17 protein-coding genes are annotated in these 16,476 nt (G+C 71.2%); 15 read left to right on the forward strand and 2 right to left on the reverse strand.

From position 1 onward, the window contains the following. The first annotated feature begins 12 nt into the window (after positions 1–12). Positions 13–1,347 (forward strand): M16 family metallopeptidase, encoded by a 1,335-nt coding sequence (locus LEL83_RS02515; RefSeq protein ID WP_225557632.1) that lies wholly within the window; start codon positions 13–15, stop codon positions 1,345–1,347. Positions 1,348–1,355: 8 nt separating this feature from the next. Further along, positions 1,356–1,958, forward strand: coding sequence for a histidine phosphatase family protein (locus LEL83_RS02520; RefSeq protein WP_198658632.1), 603 nt, complete (start codon positions 1,356–1,358; stop codon positions 1,956–1,958). Positions 1,959–2,057: 99 nt separating this feature from the next. Here LEL83_RS02520 and LEL83_RS02525 read toward each other — a convergent pair whose 3' ends face one another. Next, positions 2,058–2,549 (reverse strand): GNAT family N-acetyltransferase, encoded by a 492-nt coding sequence (locus LEL83_RS02525; RefSeq protein ID WP_225557633.1) that lies wholly within the window; start codon positions 2,547–2,549, stop codon positions 2,058–2,060. 23 nt (positions 2,550–2,572) lie between these two features. Between LEL83_RS02525 and LEL83_RS02530 the strand changes: the two genes are divergently transcribed. Together LEL83_RS02530 and LEL83_RS02535 are read left to right on the forward strand one after the other, a co-directional pair. Further along, entirely contained in the window at positions 2,573–3,319 is a 747-nt protein-coding gene (locus tag LEL83_RS02530) for a 4-hydroxy-tetrahydrodipicolinate reductase (RefSeq protein WP_225557634.1), read from the forward strand. Positions 3,320–3,383: 64 nt separating this feature from the next. Further along, complete coding sequence (locus LEL83_RS02535; protein ID WP_225557734.1) at positions 3,384–3,797, forward strand: tetratricopeptide repeat protein; 414 nt, start codon at positions 3,384–3,386, stop codon at positions 3,795–3,797. 7 nt (positions 3,798–3,804) lie between these two features. On the opposite strand, the gene LEL83_RS02540 is transcribed toward LEL83_RS02535, so the two are convergent. Then, positions 3,805–4,719 (reverse strand): TIGR01777 family oxidoreductase, encoded by a 915-nt coding sequence (locus LEL83_RS02540; protein ID WP_225557635.1) that lies wholly within the window; start codon positions 4,717–4,719, stop codon positions 3,805–3,807. 38 nt (positions 4,720–4,757) lie between these two features. Here LEL83_RS02540 and LEL83_RS02545 point away from each other — a divergent pair, with 38 nt between their 5' ends. From LEL83_RS02545 to LEL83_RS16135, 11 genes are all read left to right on the forward strand, one after another. Further along, a complete protein-coding gene (locus LEL83_RS02545) occupies positions 4,758–5,588 on the forward strand; it encodes a thymidylate synthase (protein WP_225557636.1) in 831 nt (276 codons plus the stop codon). Then, complete coding sequence (locus LEL83_RS02550; protein ID WP_225557637.1) at positions 5,588–6,079, forward strand: dihydrofolate reductase; 492 nt, start codon at positions 5,588–5,590, stop codon at positions 6,077–6,079. Before LEL83_RS02545 ends, LEL83_RS02550 begins: the two co-directional genes overlap by 1 nt. Before the next feature lie 275 nt (positions 6,080–6,354). Continuing rightward, positions 6,355–7,332 carry a 4-hydroxy-tetrahydrodipicolinate synthase gene (gene dapA / locus LEL83_RS02555; RefSeq protein ID WP_198658105.1) on the forward strand — a complete coding sequence of 326 codons (978 nt, stop codon included), beginning with the start codon at positions 6,355–6,357 and terminating at the stop codon, positions 7,330–7,332. A 49-nt stretch (positions 7,333–7,381) separates the two neighbouring features. Then, complete coding sequence (locus LEL83_RS02560) at positions 7,382–9,058, forward strand: ribonuclease J (protein ID WP_198658106.1); 1,677 nt, start codon at positions 7,382–7,384, stop codon at positions 9,056–9,058. 129 nt (positions 9,059–9,187) lie between these two features. Next, positions 9,188–12,124 carry an FtsK/SpoIIIE family DNA translocase gene (locus LEL83_RS02565; protein WP_225557638.1) on the forward strand — a complete coding sequence of 979 codons (2,937 nt, stop codon included), beginning with the start codon at positions 9,188–9,190 and terminating at the stop codon, positions 12,122–12,124. 5 nt (positions 12,125–12,129) lie between these two features. After that, positions 12,130–12,774: a CDP-diacylglycerol--glycerol-3-phosphate 3-phosphatidyltransferase gene (pgsA, locus tag LEL83_RS02570; RefSeq protein ID WP_225557639.1), complete on the forward strand. Its 645-nt coding sequence runs from the start codon at positions 12,130–12,132 to the stop codon at positions 12,772–12,774. Further along, positions 12,771–13,316 carry a CinA family protein gene (locus LEL83_RS02575; protein WP_372454430.1) on the forward strand — a complete coding sequence of 182 codons (546 nt, stop codon included), beginning with the start codon at positions 12,771–12,773 and terminating at the stop codon, positions 13,314–13,316. Before pgsA ends, LEL83_RS02575 begins: the two co-directional genes overlap by 4 nt. 154 nt (positions 13,317–13,470) lie before the next feature. Continuing rightward, entirely contained in the window at positions 13,471–13,779 is a 309-nt protein-coding gene (locus LEL83_RS02580; RefSeq protein WP_027464765.1) for a helix-turn-helix domain-containing protein, read from the forward strand. A gap of 171 nt (positions 13,780–13,950) precedes the next feature. After that, on the forward strand, positions 13,951–14,175 hold the full coding sequence (locus LEL83_RS02585; protein ID WP_225557640.1) for a DUF3046 domain-containing protein: 225 nt from the start codon (positions 13,951–13,953) through the stop codon (positions 14,173–14,175). A gap of 252 nt (positions 14,176–14,427) precedes the next feature. Next, the gene (gene recA, locus LEL83_RS02590; RefSeq protein ID WP_198658110.1) at positions 14,428–15,489 is read left to right on the forward strand and encodes a recombinase RecA; all 1,062 of its coding nucleotides are present in this window, start codon (positions 14,428–14,430) and stop codon (positions 15,487–15,489) included. Continuing rightward, a complete protein-coding gene (locus LEL83_RS16135) occupies positions 15,486–16,475 on the forward strand; it encodes a regulatory protein RecX (RefSeq protein ID WP_225557641.1) in 990 nt (329 codons plus the stop codon). Before recA ends, LEL83_RS16135 begins: the two co-directional genes overlap by 4 nt. Position 16,476: the final 1 nt, after the last annotated feature.

Here is a 16,476-nt window from a genome sequence, read left to right on the forward strand (position 1 = left end):
GGCTCGTCTGCGATGAACCAGCCAGTGCCGTTGCCGCTCGGTGACCCGGACACGTCGTTCCTGACCTCCGGCGGAGCCTTCGTCCGTCGCACCGTGTTGCCGTCCGGCGTCCGTGTCCTGACCGAGGCGGTGCCCGGAGCCGCGTCGACGAGCATCGGGTTCTGGGTCGGCGTCGGTTCGCGGGACGAGCGGGACGGCCAGTACGGCTCGACGCACTTCCTCGAACACCTGCTCTTCAAGGGCACGGCGACCCGGTCGGCGCTCGACATCGCCATCGCGTTCGACTCGGTGGGCGGCGAGCACAACGCCGCGACCGCCAAGGAGTACACGTGCTACTACGCACGGGTCCGGGACACCGACGTCCCGATGGCCGTGACCGTCATCGGTGACATGGTCACCGGGTCGGTGCTCGAACCCGACGCCTTCGCCGTGGAGCGCGGGGTCATCCTCGAGGAACTCGCGATGGCCGCCGACGACCCGGCCGACGTCGCCGGCGAGGCCTTCTTCGCCGCCACCTTCGGCGGGCACCCGCTCGGCCGCCCCATCGGCGGGACGCCGGAGAGCATCCGCGCGGTCCAGCGTGACGAGGTGCTCGCGCACTACCGCGAGCACTACGCCCCGAACGCCATCGTCGTCACCGCTGCCGGTGCCGTGGACCACGACCGGTTCTGCGAGCTCGTGGACGGTGTCTTCACCGACGCGCCCGCGGCCGAGCCGCTGGCCCGTCGCGAGCCGCTGCCCGTCGCCGACCCGGTCCAGCCGAAGCTGACGGTCGTGCACCGCCCGACCGAGCAGGTCAGCATGCTGCGCGGTTCGCAGGGCCTCGACCTCCGCGACGACCGTCGTCCCTCGCTCAGCGTGCTCAACGCCGTGCTCGGCGGCGGGATGAGCTCCCGGCTCTTCCAGGAGGTCCGCGAACGGCGGGGCCTGGCGTACGCCGTGTCGTCCTTCGCGCCCGCCTACTTGGACAACGGTGCGTTCGGCGTCTACGCCGGGTGCGCCCCGGACAACGTCGCCGGTGTCGTGGACATCATCGACGCGGAGTTCCGCCGCATGGTCGACGACGGCATCACCGAGGACGAACTCCGGCGTGCCAAGGGCCAGATCGAGGGGGCGCTGACCCTGTCGCTCGAGGACTCCGACGCGCGCATGACCCGACTCGGTCGCTCCGAGCTGGGCACCGGCGAGTACACCGACCTCTCCACCGCGCTCGAACGGGTCGACCGGGTCACGACCGACGGCGTCCTGGACCTCGCGCGCGACCTGCTCACCCGTCCCGCGATCACCTCGGTGGTCGGCGCCGTGCGCCAGGACGACCTCGCCGCGTCGCTCGGGATCGGCGGGTGAGCTCCGACGTGTCGCACTACCTCTACCTCGTCCGCCACGGCGAACACCAGGACGCAGAACACGGCCTGCGGGACGGCAAGCTGTCGGAGCGCGGCAAGCGCCAGGCGACCCTGATCGCCGACCGTCTGGGCGGCGTGCCGTTCGACGGCGTCCACCACTCGCCGCTCGACGCGCCGAGCGAGACGGCCGAGTTCCTTGCGCAGCGGCTGCCCTCGATCAAGCCGGAGCCGTCCACGCTGCTCTTCGACTGCATCCCCTCGGGCCCCACGCCGGACATGCCGCACGCGTACCAGGGCTGGTACGGCGGGATCACCGAAGAGGAGATCCTCGCCGGACAGGCGCAGATGGGCGATGCCGTCTCCGAGTGGTTCACCCCGGCTCGTGAGGACCGCCACGACCTGCTCATCACCCACAACGCGGTGATCGGCTGGTTCGTCCGCGAGGCGTTCCAGGCGCCCGAGTGGCGCTGGATGGGCACGAACGTCGCGCACACGGCCCTGACGATCATCCGCATCCGGTCGGCCAAGCCGGCCGAGGTCGTCACGCTGAACGACCTCGCCCACCTGCCGGTCGAGCTGCGCACCGGACTGCCGGTGGACCAGCCCGTCTGATCCGGGAGCGGACGGGCGGGGCGCTGCGCGTCCGCCCCTGCTCCGGTGCCCGCCCTGCGTCGGCTGCGCGGCGGCGACCGCCTGGAGGCGCGGGTCGCGTCAGCGGACCGGCTTGCGGTACCAGGCGGTCGCGTTCGGGTTCGCGTTGAACGGGTTCACCCGCCGGTACCCGCGGCTGCGGTACATCGCGCCGGCCGCGACGAGCGAGTCGTTCGTGTCGAGCACGATGCCCGTCGCGCCGAGGTCGGCGCCGGCACGCTCGAGGTGTTCCATGACCGCGGTCGCGACGCCCGCTCCGCGCCCGGTCGGGGTGACGAAGACGTGCTTGACCTCGAACCGCACGTCGGTCGCCCCGGACTCGTCGACGCCGTCCGCGATGCGCCGGAGGCCGCCGCACCCGACCGCGACCCCGTCGGCGTAGGCCACGGCGAACACGCCCGTCGGCGGGGTGAACTCCGCCGCCGGCGTGCGCTTGCGCGAGTAAGCGCCCTGTGCGGCGGGGAACGTCGCCTCGCGCTCGTCCAGGTACGCGTCGAGCAGGGCGTCGACCTCGGGCAGATCGGCCGGCACGGTCCTGACCTCGACTGACATGCGTCGATCCTAGGATGGACGGCATGGTCACTCCCGTCGCCGTCGTCGGCGCCACCGGTCGTCTCGGGGGCCTCGTGGCCGCCGTCGTCGAGGAACTGCCGGACCTCGAGCTCGTCGCCCGCCTGTCGTCGAAGGACGGCGCGCACGAGGCCCCGCCGTCGGTGTTCCGCGACGCGGCCGTGGTCGTCGACGTCTCCGTGCCGGCCCTGAGCCCCGCGATCGTCACGAACGCGCTGTCGAGCGGCGCGAACGTGCTCGTCGGCACCTCTGGTTGGTCGTCGGACCGGCTGGCGAAGCTCCGGACCGCGCTGCAGGAACGGCCGGACCAGGGCGTGCTCGTGGTGCCGAACTTCTCGATCGGCTCCGTGCTCGGCACGCACCTCGCGACGATCGCCGCGCCGTGGTTCCCGGCGGCCGAGATCGTCGAGACCCACCACGCCGGCAAGATCGACTCGCCCTCGGGCACCGCGGTGCGCACCGCCGAGCTGATGGCCGACGCCCGGCGCGAGGTCGGTCCCGTCGACGCCCCGCACGTCGACCAGCGGGCCCGCGGGCAGCAGGTCGCCAGTGTGCCGATCCACTCGCTCCGCCTGCCCGGGGTGAAGGCCGTGCAGGACGTCGTGCTGAGCGGCCCCGGTGAGACGCTGACCATCCGGCACGACACGAACGACGACGTCGCGTACGTGGCGGGCATCCGTGCGGCGCTGTCCGCGGTGGTCTCGGCACGTGGCCTCGCCGTGGGCCTGGGCACCGTCCTCGGCATCGGCTGACCCGGTGGACCGCAGGGCTCGGGCCGGACGCGCGATCCGCTCTCCGTTCTGGGGTGCGGCGCTGATGACGGCGCTGCTGGCGCTCTACATCGTGCTCGTCGGGCAGCGCGCCGTCGCCTTCATCGCCACCGGGGTCCCGGTCGGCATCGGCATCGGTGTGGCACTGTTCGTCGTCGCGGCGATCGGGGCGCTGCTGCTCGTCCTCGAGTTCCGCTTCGGCATCCGGATCACCCGGCTGGGCTCGCGCCTGGAGGCCGAGGGCGGTGCGCCGTCGGACGTCGTGCCGGTCCGGGCGTCTGGTCGACCGACCCGGGACGCGGCCGACGAGCTGTTCCCGCGGTACCGCGAGGCCGTCGAGCAGGACCCGGCCGACTGGCGTGCCTGGTACCGGCTCGGCGTGGTCTACGACGCGGCCGGCGACCGCAAGCGTGCCCGCGCAGCGATGCGCACCGCGCTGGCCCGGGCCGCCGACCGCTGAGCGCGGATCAGAAGACGGCGTCGACCGCGTCGACCGCCCGCTCGTACCGGAAGGTGTAGCCGGACTCGAGCAGCTTGGTGGGCACCATGTGCTGACTCGACAGGAGCAGCTCGTCGGCTGCGTCGCGCAGCGCCAGGCGCAGGGCGAACTCGGGCACCGAGAACAGGTACGGGCGGTGCAGGTCCTCGGCCACGCGCTTCGTGATGCGGTCGGCGACCACCGCCTCGGGCCCGGCGAGGTTGACCGGCCCGGAGACATCGGGCGCGGCGGTGGCCAGGTGCACGATGGCGCCGACCTCGTCGTCGAGTGCGATCCACGGCCAGTGCTGGCCACCGGTGCCGAGTCGCCCGCCGAGCCCGGCCCGGGTGAGCGGCACGAGGGGAGCGAGCGCGCCGCCGCCCTTGCCGATCACCACGCCGGTGCGCAGTGTGACGACCCGGACGCCGTCGGGTGCGGCCTGGGCGGCGGCTTCCCACGCGGTGCACACGTCGGCGAGGAACCCCGAGCCGGGGGCGGCGTCGTCCTGCAGCACGTCGGCCGGGCGGTCGCCGTAGACGCCCGAGGCCGAGCCGGACAGGAACAGCGCCGGGGGAGTGGTGGCCTGCCGCATCGCCTCGACCAGGGTGTCGGCGGCGTCGATCCGGGAGCTCCGGATCTCCCTGCGGTAGGCGTCCGTCCACGGCAGCTTGCTGATGGTCGCACCGGCGAGGTTGATCACCACGTCGGCCCCGTCGACGATCGCGGGGTCGAGCGGTCGTCGCCCCGGCGCCCAGCGGAACTCGCTCGCGCTCCGGGCCTCGCGGCGGACGAGCGTGGTGACGTCGTGTCCCGCCGCGCGCAGGGCACGGACGAGGGGGGTCCCGATGAAGCCGGAGGCTCCGGCGACGAGGATCGAGCGAGGACGTGGGGTCGTGTCGGCCATGCTCCCGACGGTACTCATGCCGACGTAGTCTTCTGTGTGTGAGCGACAGCGAGACCGTGCAGCCCGACCCCACCGTGCCGACGCCGTACGAGGACCTGCTCCGTCGGGTCCTGACCGAGGGTGCGCCGAAGGGCGACCGCACCGGTACGGGGACGCGCAGCCTGTTCGGCGCCCAGCTGCGGTACGACCTGTCCGAGGGCTTCCCGCTGGTCACGACCAAGCGCGTGCACTTCAAGTCGGTCGCCTACGAGCTGCTCTGGTTCCTGCGCGGCGAGGGCAACGCGACCTGGCTGCAGGAGCACGGCGTGCGCATCTGGAACGAGTGGGCGGACGAGGACGGCGACCTCGGCCCGGTGTACGGCGTGCAGTGGCGCTCGTGGCCGACCCCCTCGGGGGAGCACGTCGACCAGATCGCCCAGGTGATCGAGCAGATCAGGACGAACCCCGACAGCCGCCGGCTCATCGTCTCGGCGTGGAACGTCGCCGACGTGCCGGACATGGCGCTCGCCCCGTGCCACGCGTTCTTCCAGTTCTACGTGAACGACGGCAAGCTCTCGTGCCAGCTGTACCAGCGCAGCGCCGACATGTTCCTCGGCGTGCCGTTCAACATCGCGTCGTACGCCCTGCTCACCCACATGATCGCCGCGCAGACCGGGCTCGAGGTCGGCGACTTCGTCTGGACCGGTGGCGACTGCCACATCTACGACAACCACGTCGAGCAGGTCGAGGAGCAGCTGTCCCGCACGGCGTACCGGTCGCCGAGGCTCGAACTCGCCCCGCGCGACTCGATCGACGACTACGAGTACGAGGACTTCACCGTCGTCGGGTACGAGCACCACCCGGCGATCAAGGGCGCGGTCGCGGTCTGATGATCGGGCTGGTCTGGGCCCGGTCGACGAACGGCGTCATCGGTGCCGACGGCGGGATGCCCTGGCACGTGCCGGAGGACCTGGCGCACTTCAAGCAGGTCACCGGCGACGCCACCGTGCTCATGGGGCGCCGGACGTGGGAGTCGCTGCCCGAGCGGTTCCGCCCGCTGCCCGGTCGCCGCAACGTCGTGCTGACCCGTGACACCGCGTGGACGGCCGACGGCGCCGAGGTCGTGCACGACCTGGCTGTCGCACTCGACGGCACGGACGAGACGGTCTGGGTCATCGGCGGCGGGCAGGTCTACGCGGCCGCGCTCGAGCGTGCGGACCACGTCTCCGAGACCGTGATCGACGTCGACGTGCCGGGCGACACCGTCGCACCGACGCTCGACGGGGCGGCCGGGTGGTCGCTCGTCGACGACGGGCCGTGGCAGGAGTCCCGCAACGGCGGGACCCGGTACCGCTTCCTGGAGTGGCGCCGGACCTCCTGAGCAACTGCAGCTCGCGGCTCCCGCGCCGGGTCCGCATCCGTGTCGCGCCCCGGTGCGGGCATCGCGCCCCGGTGCGCCGGGGCGCGACGACCGTGGCGGGGCGCGAACCGGGCCACACCCGCGCGGACCCGAGCGCCAGCGCCTGACGTGACCCGGCCACCCGCTCGTCCGGAGGCGCGTGACGGACGCGATCCGGGCCTCCCGGCCGCGCCGCAGGCGGACCACCGTCCACCCGGACGGCCGCTCCCGCGCGCATCCCCGGTACGCTGGTGCCCGTGTCCACGCGTGAGAATCCCTTCGGCCAGGTCCTCGTCGCCCTCGTGACCCCGCTCACGGCCGACGGCGAGGTCGACTGGCCCGGCGTCGAGCAGCACATCGACGACTGCATCACCGCCGGAGCCGACGGCATCGTCGTGACCGGCACCACCGGTGAGACGAGCACGCTGACCGACCCGGAGAAGCTCCGCCTGGTCGAGGTCGGCAAGTCCGTCGCCGCCGGGCGCGCGAAGATCATCACGGGTGGCGGCTCGAACGAGACCGCGCACGCGATCCACCTGTACAAGCAGAGCGAGCGTGCCGGGGCCGACGGCGTGATGATCGTCACGCCCTACTACAACAAGCCGACGCAGTCGGGTGTGCTCACCCACTTCCGGATGATCGCGGACGCCACCGACCTGCCGGTGATCCTGTACGACATCCCCGGTCGCACCGGCATCCCGATCACCTACGACACGATCCTGCGTGCCTCGAAGCACCCGAACATCCTCGCCGTGAAGGACGCCAAGGGCGACTTCGCCGAGGTATCGCGGGTGCTCAACAACACCGACCTCATGTACTTCTCCGGCGACGACACGAACGTGCTCCCGCACCTGTCGATCGGCGCCACCGGCCTGATCGGCGTGACGGCGAACATCACGAGCACGCCGTACCGCACCATCGTCGACGCCGTGAACCGCGGCGACCTGGCGACCGCGACCGCCGAGCACAAGCGCGTCGAGCCGCTCGTCCGCGCCGTCATGACGCACGTGCCCGGCACGGTCGCCGCGAAGTACATCCTGCACGGGCTCGGCCGCATCGGCAGTCCCCGTGTCCGACTGCCGCTCGTCGGCCCCGAGGACTCCGAGGCGTACGCCATCGAGACCTCGCTCGAAGCCGTGCGCGACGTGCCCGGCGCCGACTTCTCGAACTTCCGCCCCGACCGCAACGCAGCGGCCGGCGGCGCTCTGCCAAAGGTGCCAGGCACCACCCGCTAGCGAACACCGCGGCGCGCTCACCGTGCGCCGCCCGAATCCGTAGGACCGAATGCCCACACAAGTCTCCACACCGCAGCCGCTCGAGAACGGCACCCTCCGCGTGATCCCCATCGGGGGTCTCGGCGAGATCGGTCGCAACATGACCGTCTACGAGTACGAGGGCAAGCTGCTCATCGTCGACGCCGGCGTGCTGTTCCCCGAGGAGCACCAGCCGGGCGTCGACCTGATCCTGCCCGACTTCGCGCCGATCCGGGACCGCCTGGACGACGTCCTCGGTGTCGTGCTCACGCACGGGCACGAGGACCACATCGGCGCCGTCCCGTACCTGCTCAAGCTCCGCGACGACATCCCGCTCATCGGCTCCACGCTGACCCTGGCCCTCGTCGAGGCGAAGCTCAAGGAACACCGGATCAAGCCGTACACGCTCGTCGTGGCCGAGGACCAGACCGAGCAGCTCGGTCCGTTCCACCTCGAGTTCGTCGCCGTGAACCACTCCATCCCGGACGCCCTCGCCGTCGCGATCACGACCCCCGCCGGTCGTGTCCTGCACACGGGTGACTTCAAGATGGACCAGCTCCCGCTGGACGACCGCATCACCGACCTCCGCGCCTTCGCGCGGCTGGGCGAGCAGGGCGTCGACCTGTTCCTGCCGGACTCGACCAACGCCGACGTGCCGGGCTTCACCGCGCCGGAGCGCGACATCGGCCCGGTGCTCGAGAACATCATCACGCGCGCCCGCAAGAAGGTCGTCGTGGCGAGCTTCTCGTCGCACGTGCACCGCGTGCAGCAGGTGCTCGACGCCGCAGCCGCCGCGAACCGCAAGGTCGCGTTCATGGGTCGCTCGATGATCCGGAACATGACGATCGCCGCCGACCTCGGGTACCTGCGGGTGCCGGAGAACGTGCTCATCGACACGAAGAAGGCGAAGAACGTCCCCGACGACCAGATCGTCTACATGTCGACCGGGTCGCAGGGCGAGCCGATGGCGGTCCTGGCGCGCATGGCCAACATGGAGCACCAGATCGAGATCGGTGAGGGCGACACCGTCATCCTCGCCTCGTCGCTCATCCCGGGCAACGAGAACGCCGTCTACCGCGTGATCGACGGGCTGACCAAGCTCGGCGCGAAGGTCGTGCACAAGGGCAACGCGAAGGTGCACGTCTCCGGGCACGCCTCGGCCGGCGAGCTGCTGTACTGCTACAACATCCTGCGGCCGAAGAACGTGCTGCCGGTCCACGGCGAGCACCGCCACCTGTACGCGAGCGCCGACCTGGCGATCCAGACGGGTGTCCCGCCGCGCAACGTCATCCTCGGGCAGGACGGCATCGTCGTGGACCTGAAGGACGGCGAGGTCACGGTGGCCGGCCAGCTCGACATCGGGTACGTCTACGTGGACGGCTCGACCGTCGGCGAGATCACCGACGCCGACCTGAAGGACCGCCGGGTCCTGGCCGAAGAGGGCTTCATCTCGATCTTCGCCGCGGTGGACTTCACCACCGGACAGTGCGTGGTCGGGCCGGAGATCCAGTCGCGCGGCTTCGCCGAGGACGACTCGGTCTTCGACGACGTCCGTCCGCAGATCGCCAAGGCGATCGCCGAGGCGGCCGCCAACGGCACCCGCGACGCGCACGCCTTCGGTCAGGTCGTCCGTCGCACGGTCGGCCGCTGGGTGAACACGAAGCACCGCCGCCGTCCGATGATCGTCCCGGTGGTCATCGAGGCGTAGCGCCCGCTCGCGGGCGTGGGTGCGCTCGCGTCCACGTCGGTCCGGCCCGGGAGGCCCGTCCAGCGTCCGTCACGGACGCTGCGGCGGGCCTCCCTGCGTTTGTCCTGAGCGGGGATTAGGGTTCTGCCCATGGCCGGAGGCACCAAGTCGACCACGCGCTCGCGCGCGTCCACGTCGTCCCGTGGGAACGGGACGCGCGGTTCGTCGCGCACGCAGGCGACGACGAAGAAGCTGCCGCAGGCCGCACCGACGCCGGTGTTCCGCGAGCAGAACCCGCTCGTCACCGCGTGGCTCGCGATGGCCCACGGCGTCGGGGCGATGTTCCGACTGCTCGGCAAGGAGACGTTGGAGAAGGACCAGCGGCGCGACGGCTTCCCGTTCCTGCTGTTCCTGCTCGCCATCGCCGGCGCGGTCGTCGAGTGGCTCAACCCCACCAACGACGTGTCCATCGCGCTCGACGCGTACACGTTCGGCGGGCTGTTCGGCCGGCTGGCCTTCGCGCTGCCGGTGATCATGGTCGTCTTCGCGGGCTGGCTCTTCCGGCACCCCGCATCGGTGCACGACAACACCCGGATCGGCATCGGACTCGGGCTGCTGATCGTCTCGATCGCCTCGCTGTGCCACGTGTTCGGCGGACAGCCGAGCGCGGCCGACGGCATGCCTGCGCTCGCTGCCGCCGGCGGTGTGCTCGGCTGGGTCGTCATCGGCTGGCTCGTCACGATCGCCACCGCCTGGGTCGCCGTGCCCGTGGCGATCGTGCTGCTCGTGCTGTCGCTGTTCATCATCACGAAGACGCCGCCGAACAAGCTCGGCCGCCGCCTGCACGAGCTCTACGCGTACCTGTTCGGTGCGCCCGCGCCCGCCGCGGAACCCGAGGCCGAGGCGTCCGCCGTGGCCGAGCCCGCCGCTCGTGCCCGCACGCCCAAGCGCGGCAAGAAGGGCGACACCGACTTCCAGCTCTTCGACGACCTGGGGTTCGGCGACGAGCAGGCCGCTGCTGCCGAGGGCGAGGGCGGCGACAACGTCCCGTGGTGGCGGCGCAACAAGTCCGGGCGCGAGGAAGACCCGGCCTACGACAGCCCCGTGCTGCCCGCGGCGACGGCGGCCGCCCCGCCCGTCCCGGACGCCCCTGCTGCTGCGCCCGTCGCGCCGGTGACGAACCCCAATGCCGGTGCCGCCGCCGGACTGGTCGACCTGACGCCCGCCGAGCCCGCGTCGGTCAACCTCAACGACTCCGTCGAGCAGGACCTCGAGGACGCCGAACACGCGCTGCAGGCCTTCGGCACCGAGGTCCCGGCACGGCCCGAACCGGTCGCGGACATCCGACCCGTGGTCCCGGACGCCGTCGACGACCCCGTGGCGCCGGACGAGCCGATCGACGCCGACGCCGAGGCCGGGGGGCTGGTGCCGTCCGCAGCGGCCGACGACGACCCGTCGAAGCCCTACCGGCTGCCGGCGGCCACGACGCTGAGCGCCGGCACGCCGTCGGTGGCCAGGAGCCAGGCGAACGACGACATCGTCGCCGCCATCACCGGCGTGCTCACCGAGTTCAAGGTGGACGCGAAGGTCACGGGTTTCTCGCGTGGCCCGACCGTCACGCGGTACGAGATCGAGCTCGGCCCGGGTGTGAAGGTCGAGCGCGTCACGGCGCTGTCGAAGAACCTGTCGTACGCCGTCGCCTCGAACGAGGTCCGCATCCTGTCACCGATCCCCGGGAAGAGCGCGATCGGCGTCGAGATCCCCAACACCGACCGCGAGATCGTGTCCCTCGGCGACGTGCTGCGCTCGAACGCGGCCCGGAAGTCGAAGCACCCGATGACGATCGGTGTCGGCAAGGACGTCGAGGGCGGCTTCGTCGTCGCGAACCTGGCGAAGATGCCGCACCTGCTCGTCGCCGGTTCCACCGGGTCCGGCAAGTCGGTGTTCATCAACTCGATGATCACGTCGCTGCTCATGCGCGCGAAGCCGTCCGAGGTCCGCATGGTCCTGGTCGACCCCAAGCGCGTCGAGCTCTCGATCTACGCCGGCGTCCCGCACCTCATCACGCCCATCATCACGAACCCGAAGAAGGCGGCCGAGGCGCTGCAGTGGGTCGTGAAGGAGATGGACATGCGGTACGACGACCTGGCGTCGTTCGGGTTCCGCCACGTCGACGACTTCAACAAGGCCATCGAGAACGACGAGATCATCCTGCCGGCGGGCAGCGAGCGGAAGCTCAAGCCGTACCCGTACCTGCTCGTCGTCGTCGACGAACTCGCCGACCTCATGCTCGTGGCGCCGCGCGACGTCGAGGAGTCGATCGTCCGCATCACCCAGCTCGCACGTGCCGCCGGCATCCACCTGGTGCTCGCGACGCAGCGCCCCTCGGTCGACGTCATCACGGGGCTGATCAAGGCCAACGTGCCGTCGCGCATCGCCTTCGCGGTGACGAGCGTCACGGACTCCCGCGTCATCCTCGACCAGCCGGGAGCCGACAAGCTCATCGGCCAGGGCGACGCGCTCTTCCTGCCGATGGGGTCGTCCAAGTCGCTGCGCGTGCAGGGTGCCTGGGTGCAGGAGGGCGAGGTCGCCGAGGTCGTCCAGCACGTCACCCGCCAGGCGCAGCCCGAGTACCGGCAGGACGTCGCCGCGGTGGTCGAGCGCAAGGAGATCGACGCCGACATCGGCGACGACCTCGAGCTGCTGCTCGCCGCCGTCGAGCAGGTCGTGTCGACGCAGTTCGGATCGACCTCGATGCTGCAGCGCAAGCTCCGCGTCGGGTTCGCCAAGGCCGGACGACTCATGGACCTGATGGAGTCGCGCGACATCGTCGGGCCGTCCGAGGGGTCCAAGGCCCGCGACGTCCTGGTGACCGCCGACCAGCTGCCCGCCGTGCTCGCGAAGCTCCGCGGCGAGGAGCCTCCGGCCGCGGCCGCGGCCGCGGCCGCTCCGGCAGCGCCGACGCCGACACCGTCCGACGACGGTGACCGGTACGGCGCCGACCCGGTGGGGGACATGACCCGCGGCTACGATGAGGTGCACGACGAGCCCGATGAGGACGCGTGGGGACTGACGGGCAGGGAGTGACGGCGATGACCGCCTCGGACGGTACGGACACACAGCACGGCGCACGGTTCCCGTGGCGCGGTCGACTACTGCGCAAGGGCCCCGGTCCGGCGTCGACGGCGAACGTGGCGAACATCATCACCGTGGTGCGCATCCTGATGGCGCCCCTGTTCTTCGTCCTGCTGCTGGCCGACGGCGGCAGCGACGGAGCGGTCCGCGTCTGGGCTGCCGTGGTGTTCGTCGTGGCCATCGTGACCGACAGCGCCGACGGCATCATCGCCCGCCGGCAGAACCTGGTCACCGACTTCGGCAAGCTCGTCGACCCGATCGCCGACAAGGTGCTCATCGGCGGTGCCCTCGTCGCCCTGTCGATCCTGGGCGAGCTGCCCTGGTACGTCACCGTGCTCATCATGCTGCGCGAGATCGGCATCACGGTCTTCCGGTTCGCCGTGCTGTCGGACCGCGTGATCCCGGCCAGCCGTGGCGGCAAGATCAAGACGGTGCTGCAGGCCGTGGCGCTGACCACGGCGCTGTTCCCGTGGTGGAACCTGGTGGGGGACTGGGCGCACTGGGTCAACGGCATCCTGATGACCGCCGCGTTCCTGGCGACGATCCTGAGCGGGATCGACTACCTGTGGCAGGCGTGGAAGCACAACCGGACCACCGCGTGACGGAAGCCGACGACGCGACCGGTGCCGCGCCTCCCGACGGTGGCGGCGACGTCGGCGCGATCGCGCGGCGCCTGGTCGAGGAGCTGACGAGCCGCGGTGAGACCGTCGCCGTGGCGGAGTCGCTGACCGGGGGACTCGTCGTGTCGACGCTCGTCGACGTCCCCGGCGCGAGCGCGGCCGTACGGGGCGGGGTCGTGGCGTACGCGACGCCCCTGAAGCACTCGGTGCTGGGGGTGTCCGCGTCCCTGCTCGCCGCCGAGGGGGCCGTGCACCCGGAGGTCGCGCGGCAGATGGCGGCGGGTGTCCGCATCGCGCTGTCGGTGGACGGGCAGCCGGCGACCTGGGGGATCAGCACGACCGGTGTCGCCGGCCCGGATCCGCAGGACGGCAAGCCCGTCGGCACGGTGTACGTGGGGATCGCCTCCGCCGCGGCGGCCCGAGCCGTCGAACTGCACCTCGACGGAGACCGCGGAGCAATCCGTCGCGCCACCGTCTCCGAACTCCTGGCACGGACGTCGTCCGAGGTCCGGGGCCGGGAATAGGCCTCGCGGCTCCCGGGTTACATCCCACGAAATCTCCAGCAGTACGGCAGCCAGGCTGGCTAGCATGCTGCAACCGGCAACGCTAGGGTTGCCGAACCCGAACTCGATCCACCGGACCGAGCGGGCGCGGAGACGACAGAGAGGAGGAGTTCTCATGGTTCTCGTTCGTCAGGAAATCGGCGATGTACTCCGGGACTTCCGCTTGCAGAAGGGCCGGACCCTCCGTCAGGTCGCGTCCAAGGCCAGTGTCGCGCTCGGGTACCTCAGTGAGGTCGAGCGCGGGCAGAAGGAAGCCAGCTCGGAGATCCTCGCGTCCGTCGCGGACGCGCTGGACACACCCATCTCGACCATCATGCGCGAAGTGGGCGACCGTCTCGCGATCGTCGAGGGGCTGACCCCGGTCCCCGACACGCTCCCGGACGACCTGGTCGCCGAGTTCGACAACGACCTCGCGGTGCGCTGACCGCACTGCTCCGAACGCCCCCGCCGGTCCTTCCCGGCGGGGGCGTTCTGCGTGCGGGGTTCCTCGGGGGTGGCGTGGCGCTTCGTGAGCAGGAATGGTCGGGTCGCGCCGGATCGCACTCGACCGTTGCTGCTCACGAAGTGCTGACGGAGGGACGCCTAGGCTGGTCGGATGCGCGTGAGTGAGTTCTGGCGAGCCGTCGACCAGGTGTTCGGGGAGGCCTACGGGTCGGTGGTCACCCGTGACGTCGTGCTCGAGCACCTCGGTGGGCGGTCCGCGGTGGACGCCCTGTCGGCCGGCATCGATACGCGCCGGGTCTGGGACGCGCTGTGCGACTCGCAGGACGTCCCGCTCGACCGCCGTCACGGTAAGGGGCTGGCCGAACCGCGGGACTGACAGCCCGAAACTGTGTTCGGCGTGTTGCTCGAACGCGTGTTCGATCGGTGGTAGCTTCCTGCACAGCGGCGCTGTCCGGAGTCTTCATCCACAGATCGCGCGGTCGTCGGCAGTGATGTCGGTGGCCCGCCCTAGGTTCGAAGCAACGGGAACAGCCCGAAGCCTTGTCGCAGAACCACCGGCCTTGCACCATCGGCGGGAGCGGACGCGACAGCCTACAGGCGGCCGACATCGAGCACGAAGGAGCACCCCATGCCATCACCGGCAGACCGCGAGAAGGCCCTCGAGACCGCACTCGCACAGATCGACAGGCAGTTCGGCAAGGGTGCGATCATGCGCCTCGGGTCGGACGACCGCGCACCCGTTAACGTCATCCAGACCGGTTCCGTCGCGCTGGACGTCGCGCTCGGCATCGGCGGCCTTCCCCGCGGCCGCATCGTCGAGATCTACGGCCCGGAGTCGTCGGGTAAGACGACCCTCACGATCCACGCCATCGCCAACGCGCAGCGCGCCGGCGGCATCGCGGCGTTCATCGACGCCGAGCACGCGCTCGACCCCGAGTACGCCAAGAAGCTCGGCGTCGACATCGACGCCCTGCTCGTGTCGCAGCCCGACACCGCGGAGCAGGCACTCGAGATCGCGGACATGCTGGTCCGGTCCGGCTCGATCGACCTCATCGTGGTCGACTCGGTCGCGGCGCTCGTGCCCCGCGCCGAGATCGAGGGCGAGATGGGCGACTCGCACGTCGGTCTGCAGGCCCGCCTGATGTCCCAGGCCCTCCGCAAGCTCGCGGGTGGCCTGAACCAGACGCAGACCACGATGATCTTCATCAACCAGCTGCGCGAGAAGATCGGTGTGTTCTTCGGTTCACCCGAGACGACCTCGGGCGGTAAGGCGCTGAAGTTCTACGCGTCCGTCCGACTGGACATCCGTCGCATCGAGACGCTCAAGAGCGGCACCGACGCGGTGGGGAACCGCACGCGCGTCAAGGTGGTCAAGAACAAGATGGCCCCGCCCTTCAAGCAGGCCGAGTTCGACATCCTGTACGGCGTCGGCATCTCGCGAGAGGGCTCGCTGCTCGACTTCGGTGTCGACCACGGCATCGTGAAGAAGTCGGGTGCCTGGTACACCTACGACGGCGACCAGCTCGGGCAGGGCAAGGAGAACTCGCGTTCGTTCCTGATCCAGAACCCCGAGATCGCTGCTGAGATCGAGGGCAAGATCCTCGCCAAGCTCGGCGTCGGTGGGGCCAAGGCCGAGGACGCCGCAGTCGAGTCGATCGCGCCGAAGCTCGCGGAGCGCAAGGGCGCGTGAGCACCGACCACGACGACGAGGGCCTCGCACCGGTCACCGACCTGTTCGGTGCGAGGTCCCGTCGTCGTGCGCCGGCGACGCCACCGAGCTCGACCGGCTCGGACTCCCCATCGGCGCCGGTGACGCCGCCCGCTCCCGTGACCCCGCCTGCGCCGGTGCGATCGATGCGGCCGGTCTCGCCGGTTCCGCCCGCGTCTCCGGCATCGGCGGACGAACCGCAGGGTGCGGACGGCTGGTACGTTCCCGGGTCCGAGCAGACCGATGCGCCCTTCGACGCCGACTCCCCGGTTCCCCTGCACGGCACCCGGAGCGAGGCCGCGTGGGTGTCGCCCGTCATCGGAGACGGCTCCGGTCGCGCAGCCCGTGCCGAGCAGGACGGCTACGACTCCGCGACCGCGGACGCGAAGACCGCCTCGGTGTTCTCCATCGCCGGTGGCGAGGAGATCGACCCGGCTGACGCCCCTCGTCCGCTCGACGAGCAGCGCGCCGACGCCGAACGCCTGAGCATGCGGGCGCTCGGACGCAAGGGCGTGAGCGAGTCGGAGATGCGCACACTGCTCCTGCAGCAGGACCTGGACCCCGACGTCGTCGAGCACGAGATCGCACGACTGACCCGCGTCGGGCTCCTCGACGACGTGGCCCTGGCCACCGACCTGGTCGACCGCCTGCACGCCCGCAAGGGCCTCGGGCGACAGGGCGTCGTCACGGAGCTCCGTCGACGGGGCATCGACCAGGCCGCGATCGACACGGCGCTCGACGAGGCCGCGGACGACGAGGACGACGAGTTCCTCCGCGCGCAGGAGCTCGCCGACAAGCGTGCGCAGCAGATGCGCGGGCTGGACCGTGCGACCGCGGAACGACGACTGTCCGGCTTCCTGATGCGCAAGGGCTACAGCTCGGGCGTCGTCCGGATCGCCGTGGAGCGCGCCCTCGACGGCGGTGGGAAGCGACCGCGACCGGGCGGCGGCACCGTCCGGTTCGAGTAGC

Source organism: Curtobacterium oceanosedimentum (genome assembly GCF_020297365.1).
GTDB lineage: Bacteria > Actinomycetota > Actinomycetes > Actinomycetales > Microbacteriaceae > Curtobacterium.

Coding starts and splice junctions, on each gene's coding strand:
- LEL83_RS02515 (WP_225557632.1), top strand. CDS start 13: ATGAACCAGCCAGTGCCGTTGCCGCTCGGTGACCCGGACACGTCGTTC.
- LEL83_RS02525 (WP_225557633.1), bottom strand. CDS start 2,549: ATGTCAGTCGAGGTCAGGACCGTGCCGGCCGATCTGCCCGAGGTCGAC.
- LEL83_RS02530 (WP_225557634.1), top strand. CDS start 2,573: ATGGTCACTCCCGTCGCCGTCGTCGGCGCCACCGGTCGTCTCGGGGGC.
- LEL83_RS02535 (WP_225557734.1), top strand. CDS start 3,384: ATGACGGCGCTGCTGGCGCTCTACATCGTGCTCGTCGGGCAGCGCGCC.
- LEL83_RS02540 (WP_225557635.1), bottom strand. CDS start 4,719: ATGGCCGACACGACCCCACGTCCTCGCTCGATCCTCGTCGCCGGAGCC.
- LEL83_RS02550 (WP_225557637.1), top strand. CDS start 5,588: ATGATCGGGCTGGTCTGGGCCCGGTCGACGAACGGCGTCATCGGTGCC.
- LEL83_RS02560 (WP_198658106.1), top strand. CDS start 7,382: ATGCCCACACAAGTCTCCACACCGCAGCCGCTCGAGAACGGCACCCTC.
- LEL83_RS02565 (WP_225557638.1), top strand. CDS start 9,188: ATGGCCGGAGGCACCAAGTCGACCACGCGCTCGCGCGCGTCCACGTCG.
- pgsA (WP_225557639.1), top strand. CDS start 12,130: ATGACCGCCTCGGACGGTACGGACACACAGCACGGCGCACGGTTCCCG.
- LEL83_RS02580 (WP_027464765.1), top strand. CDS start 13,471: ATGGTTCTCGTTCGTCAGGAAATCGGCGATGTACTCCGGGACTTCCGC.
- LEL83_RS02585 (WP_225557640.1), top strand. CDS start 13,951: ATGCGCGTGAGTGAGTTCTGGCGAGCCGTCGACCAGGTGTTCGGGGAG.
- recA (WP_198658110.1), top strand. CDS start 14,428: ATGCCATCACCGGCAGACCGCGAGAAGGCCCTCGAGACCGCACTCGCA.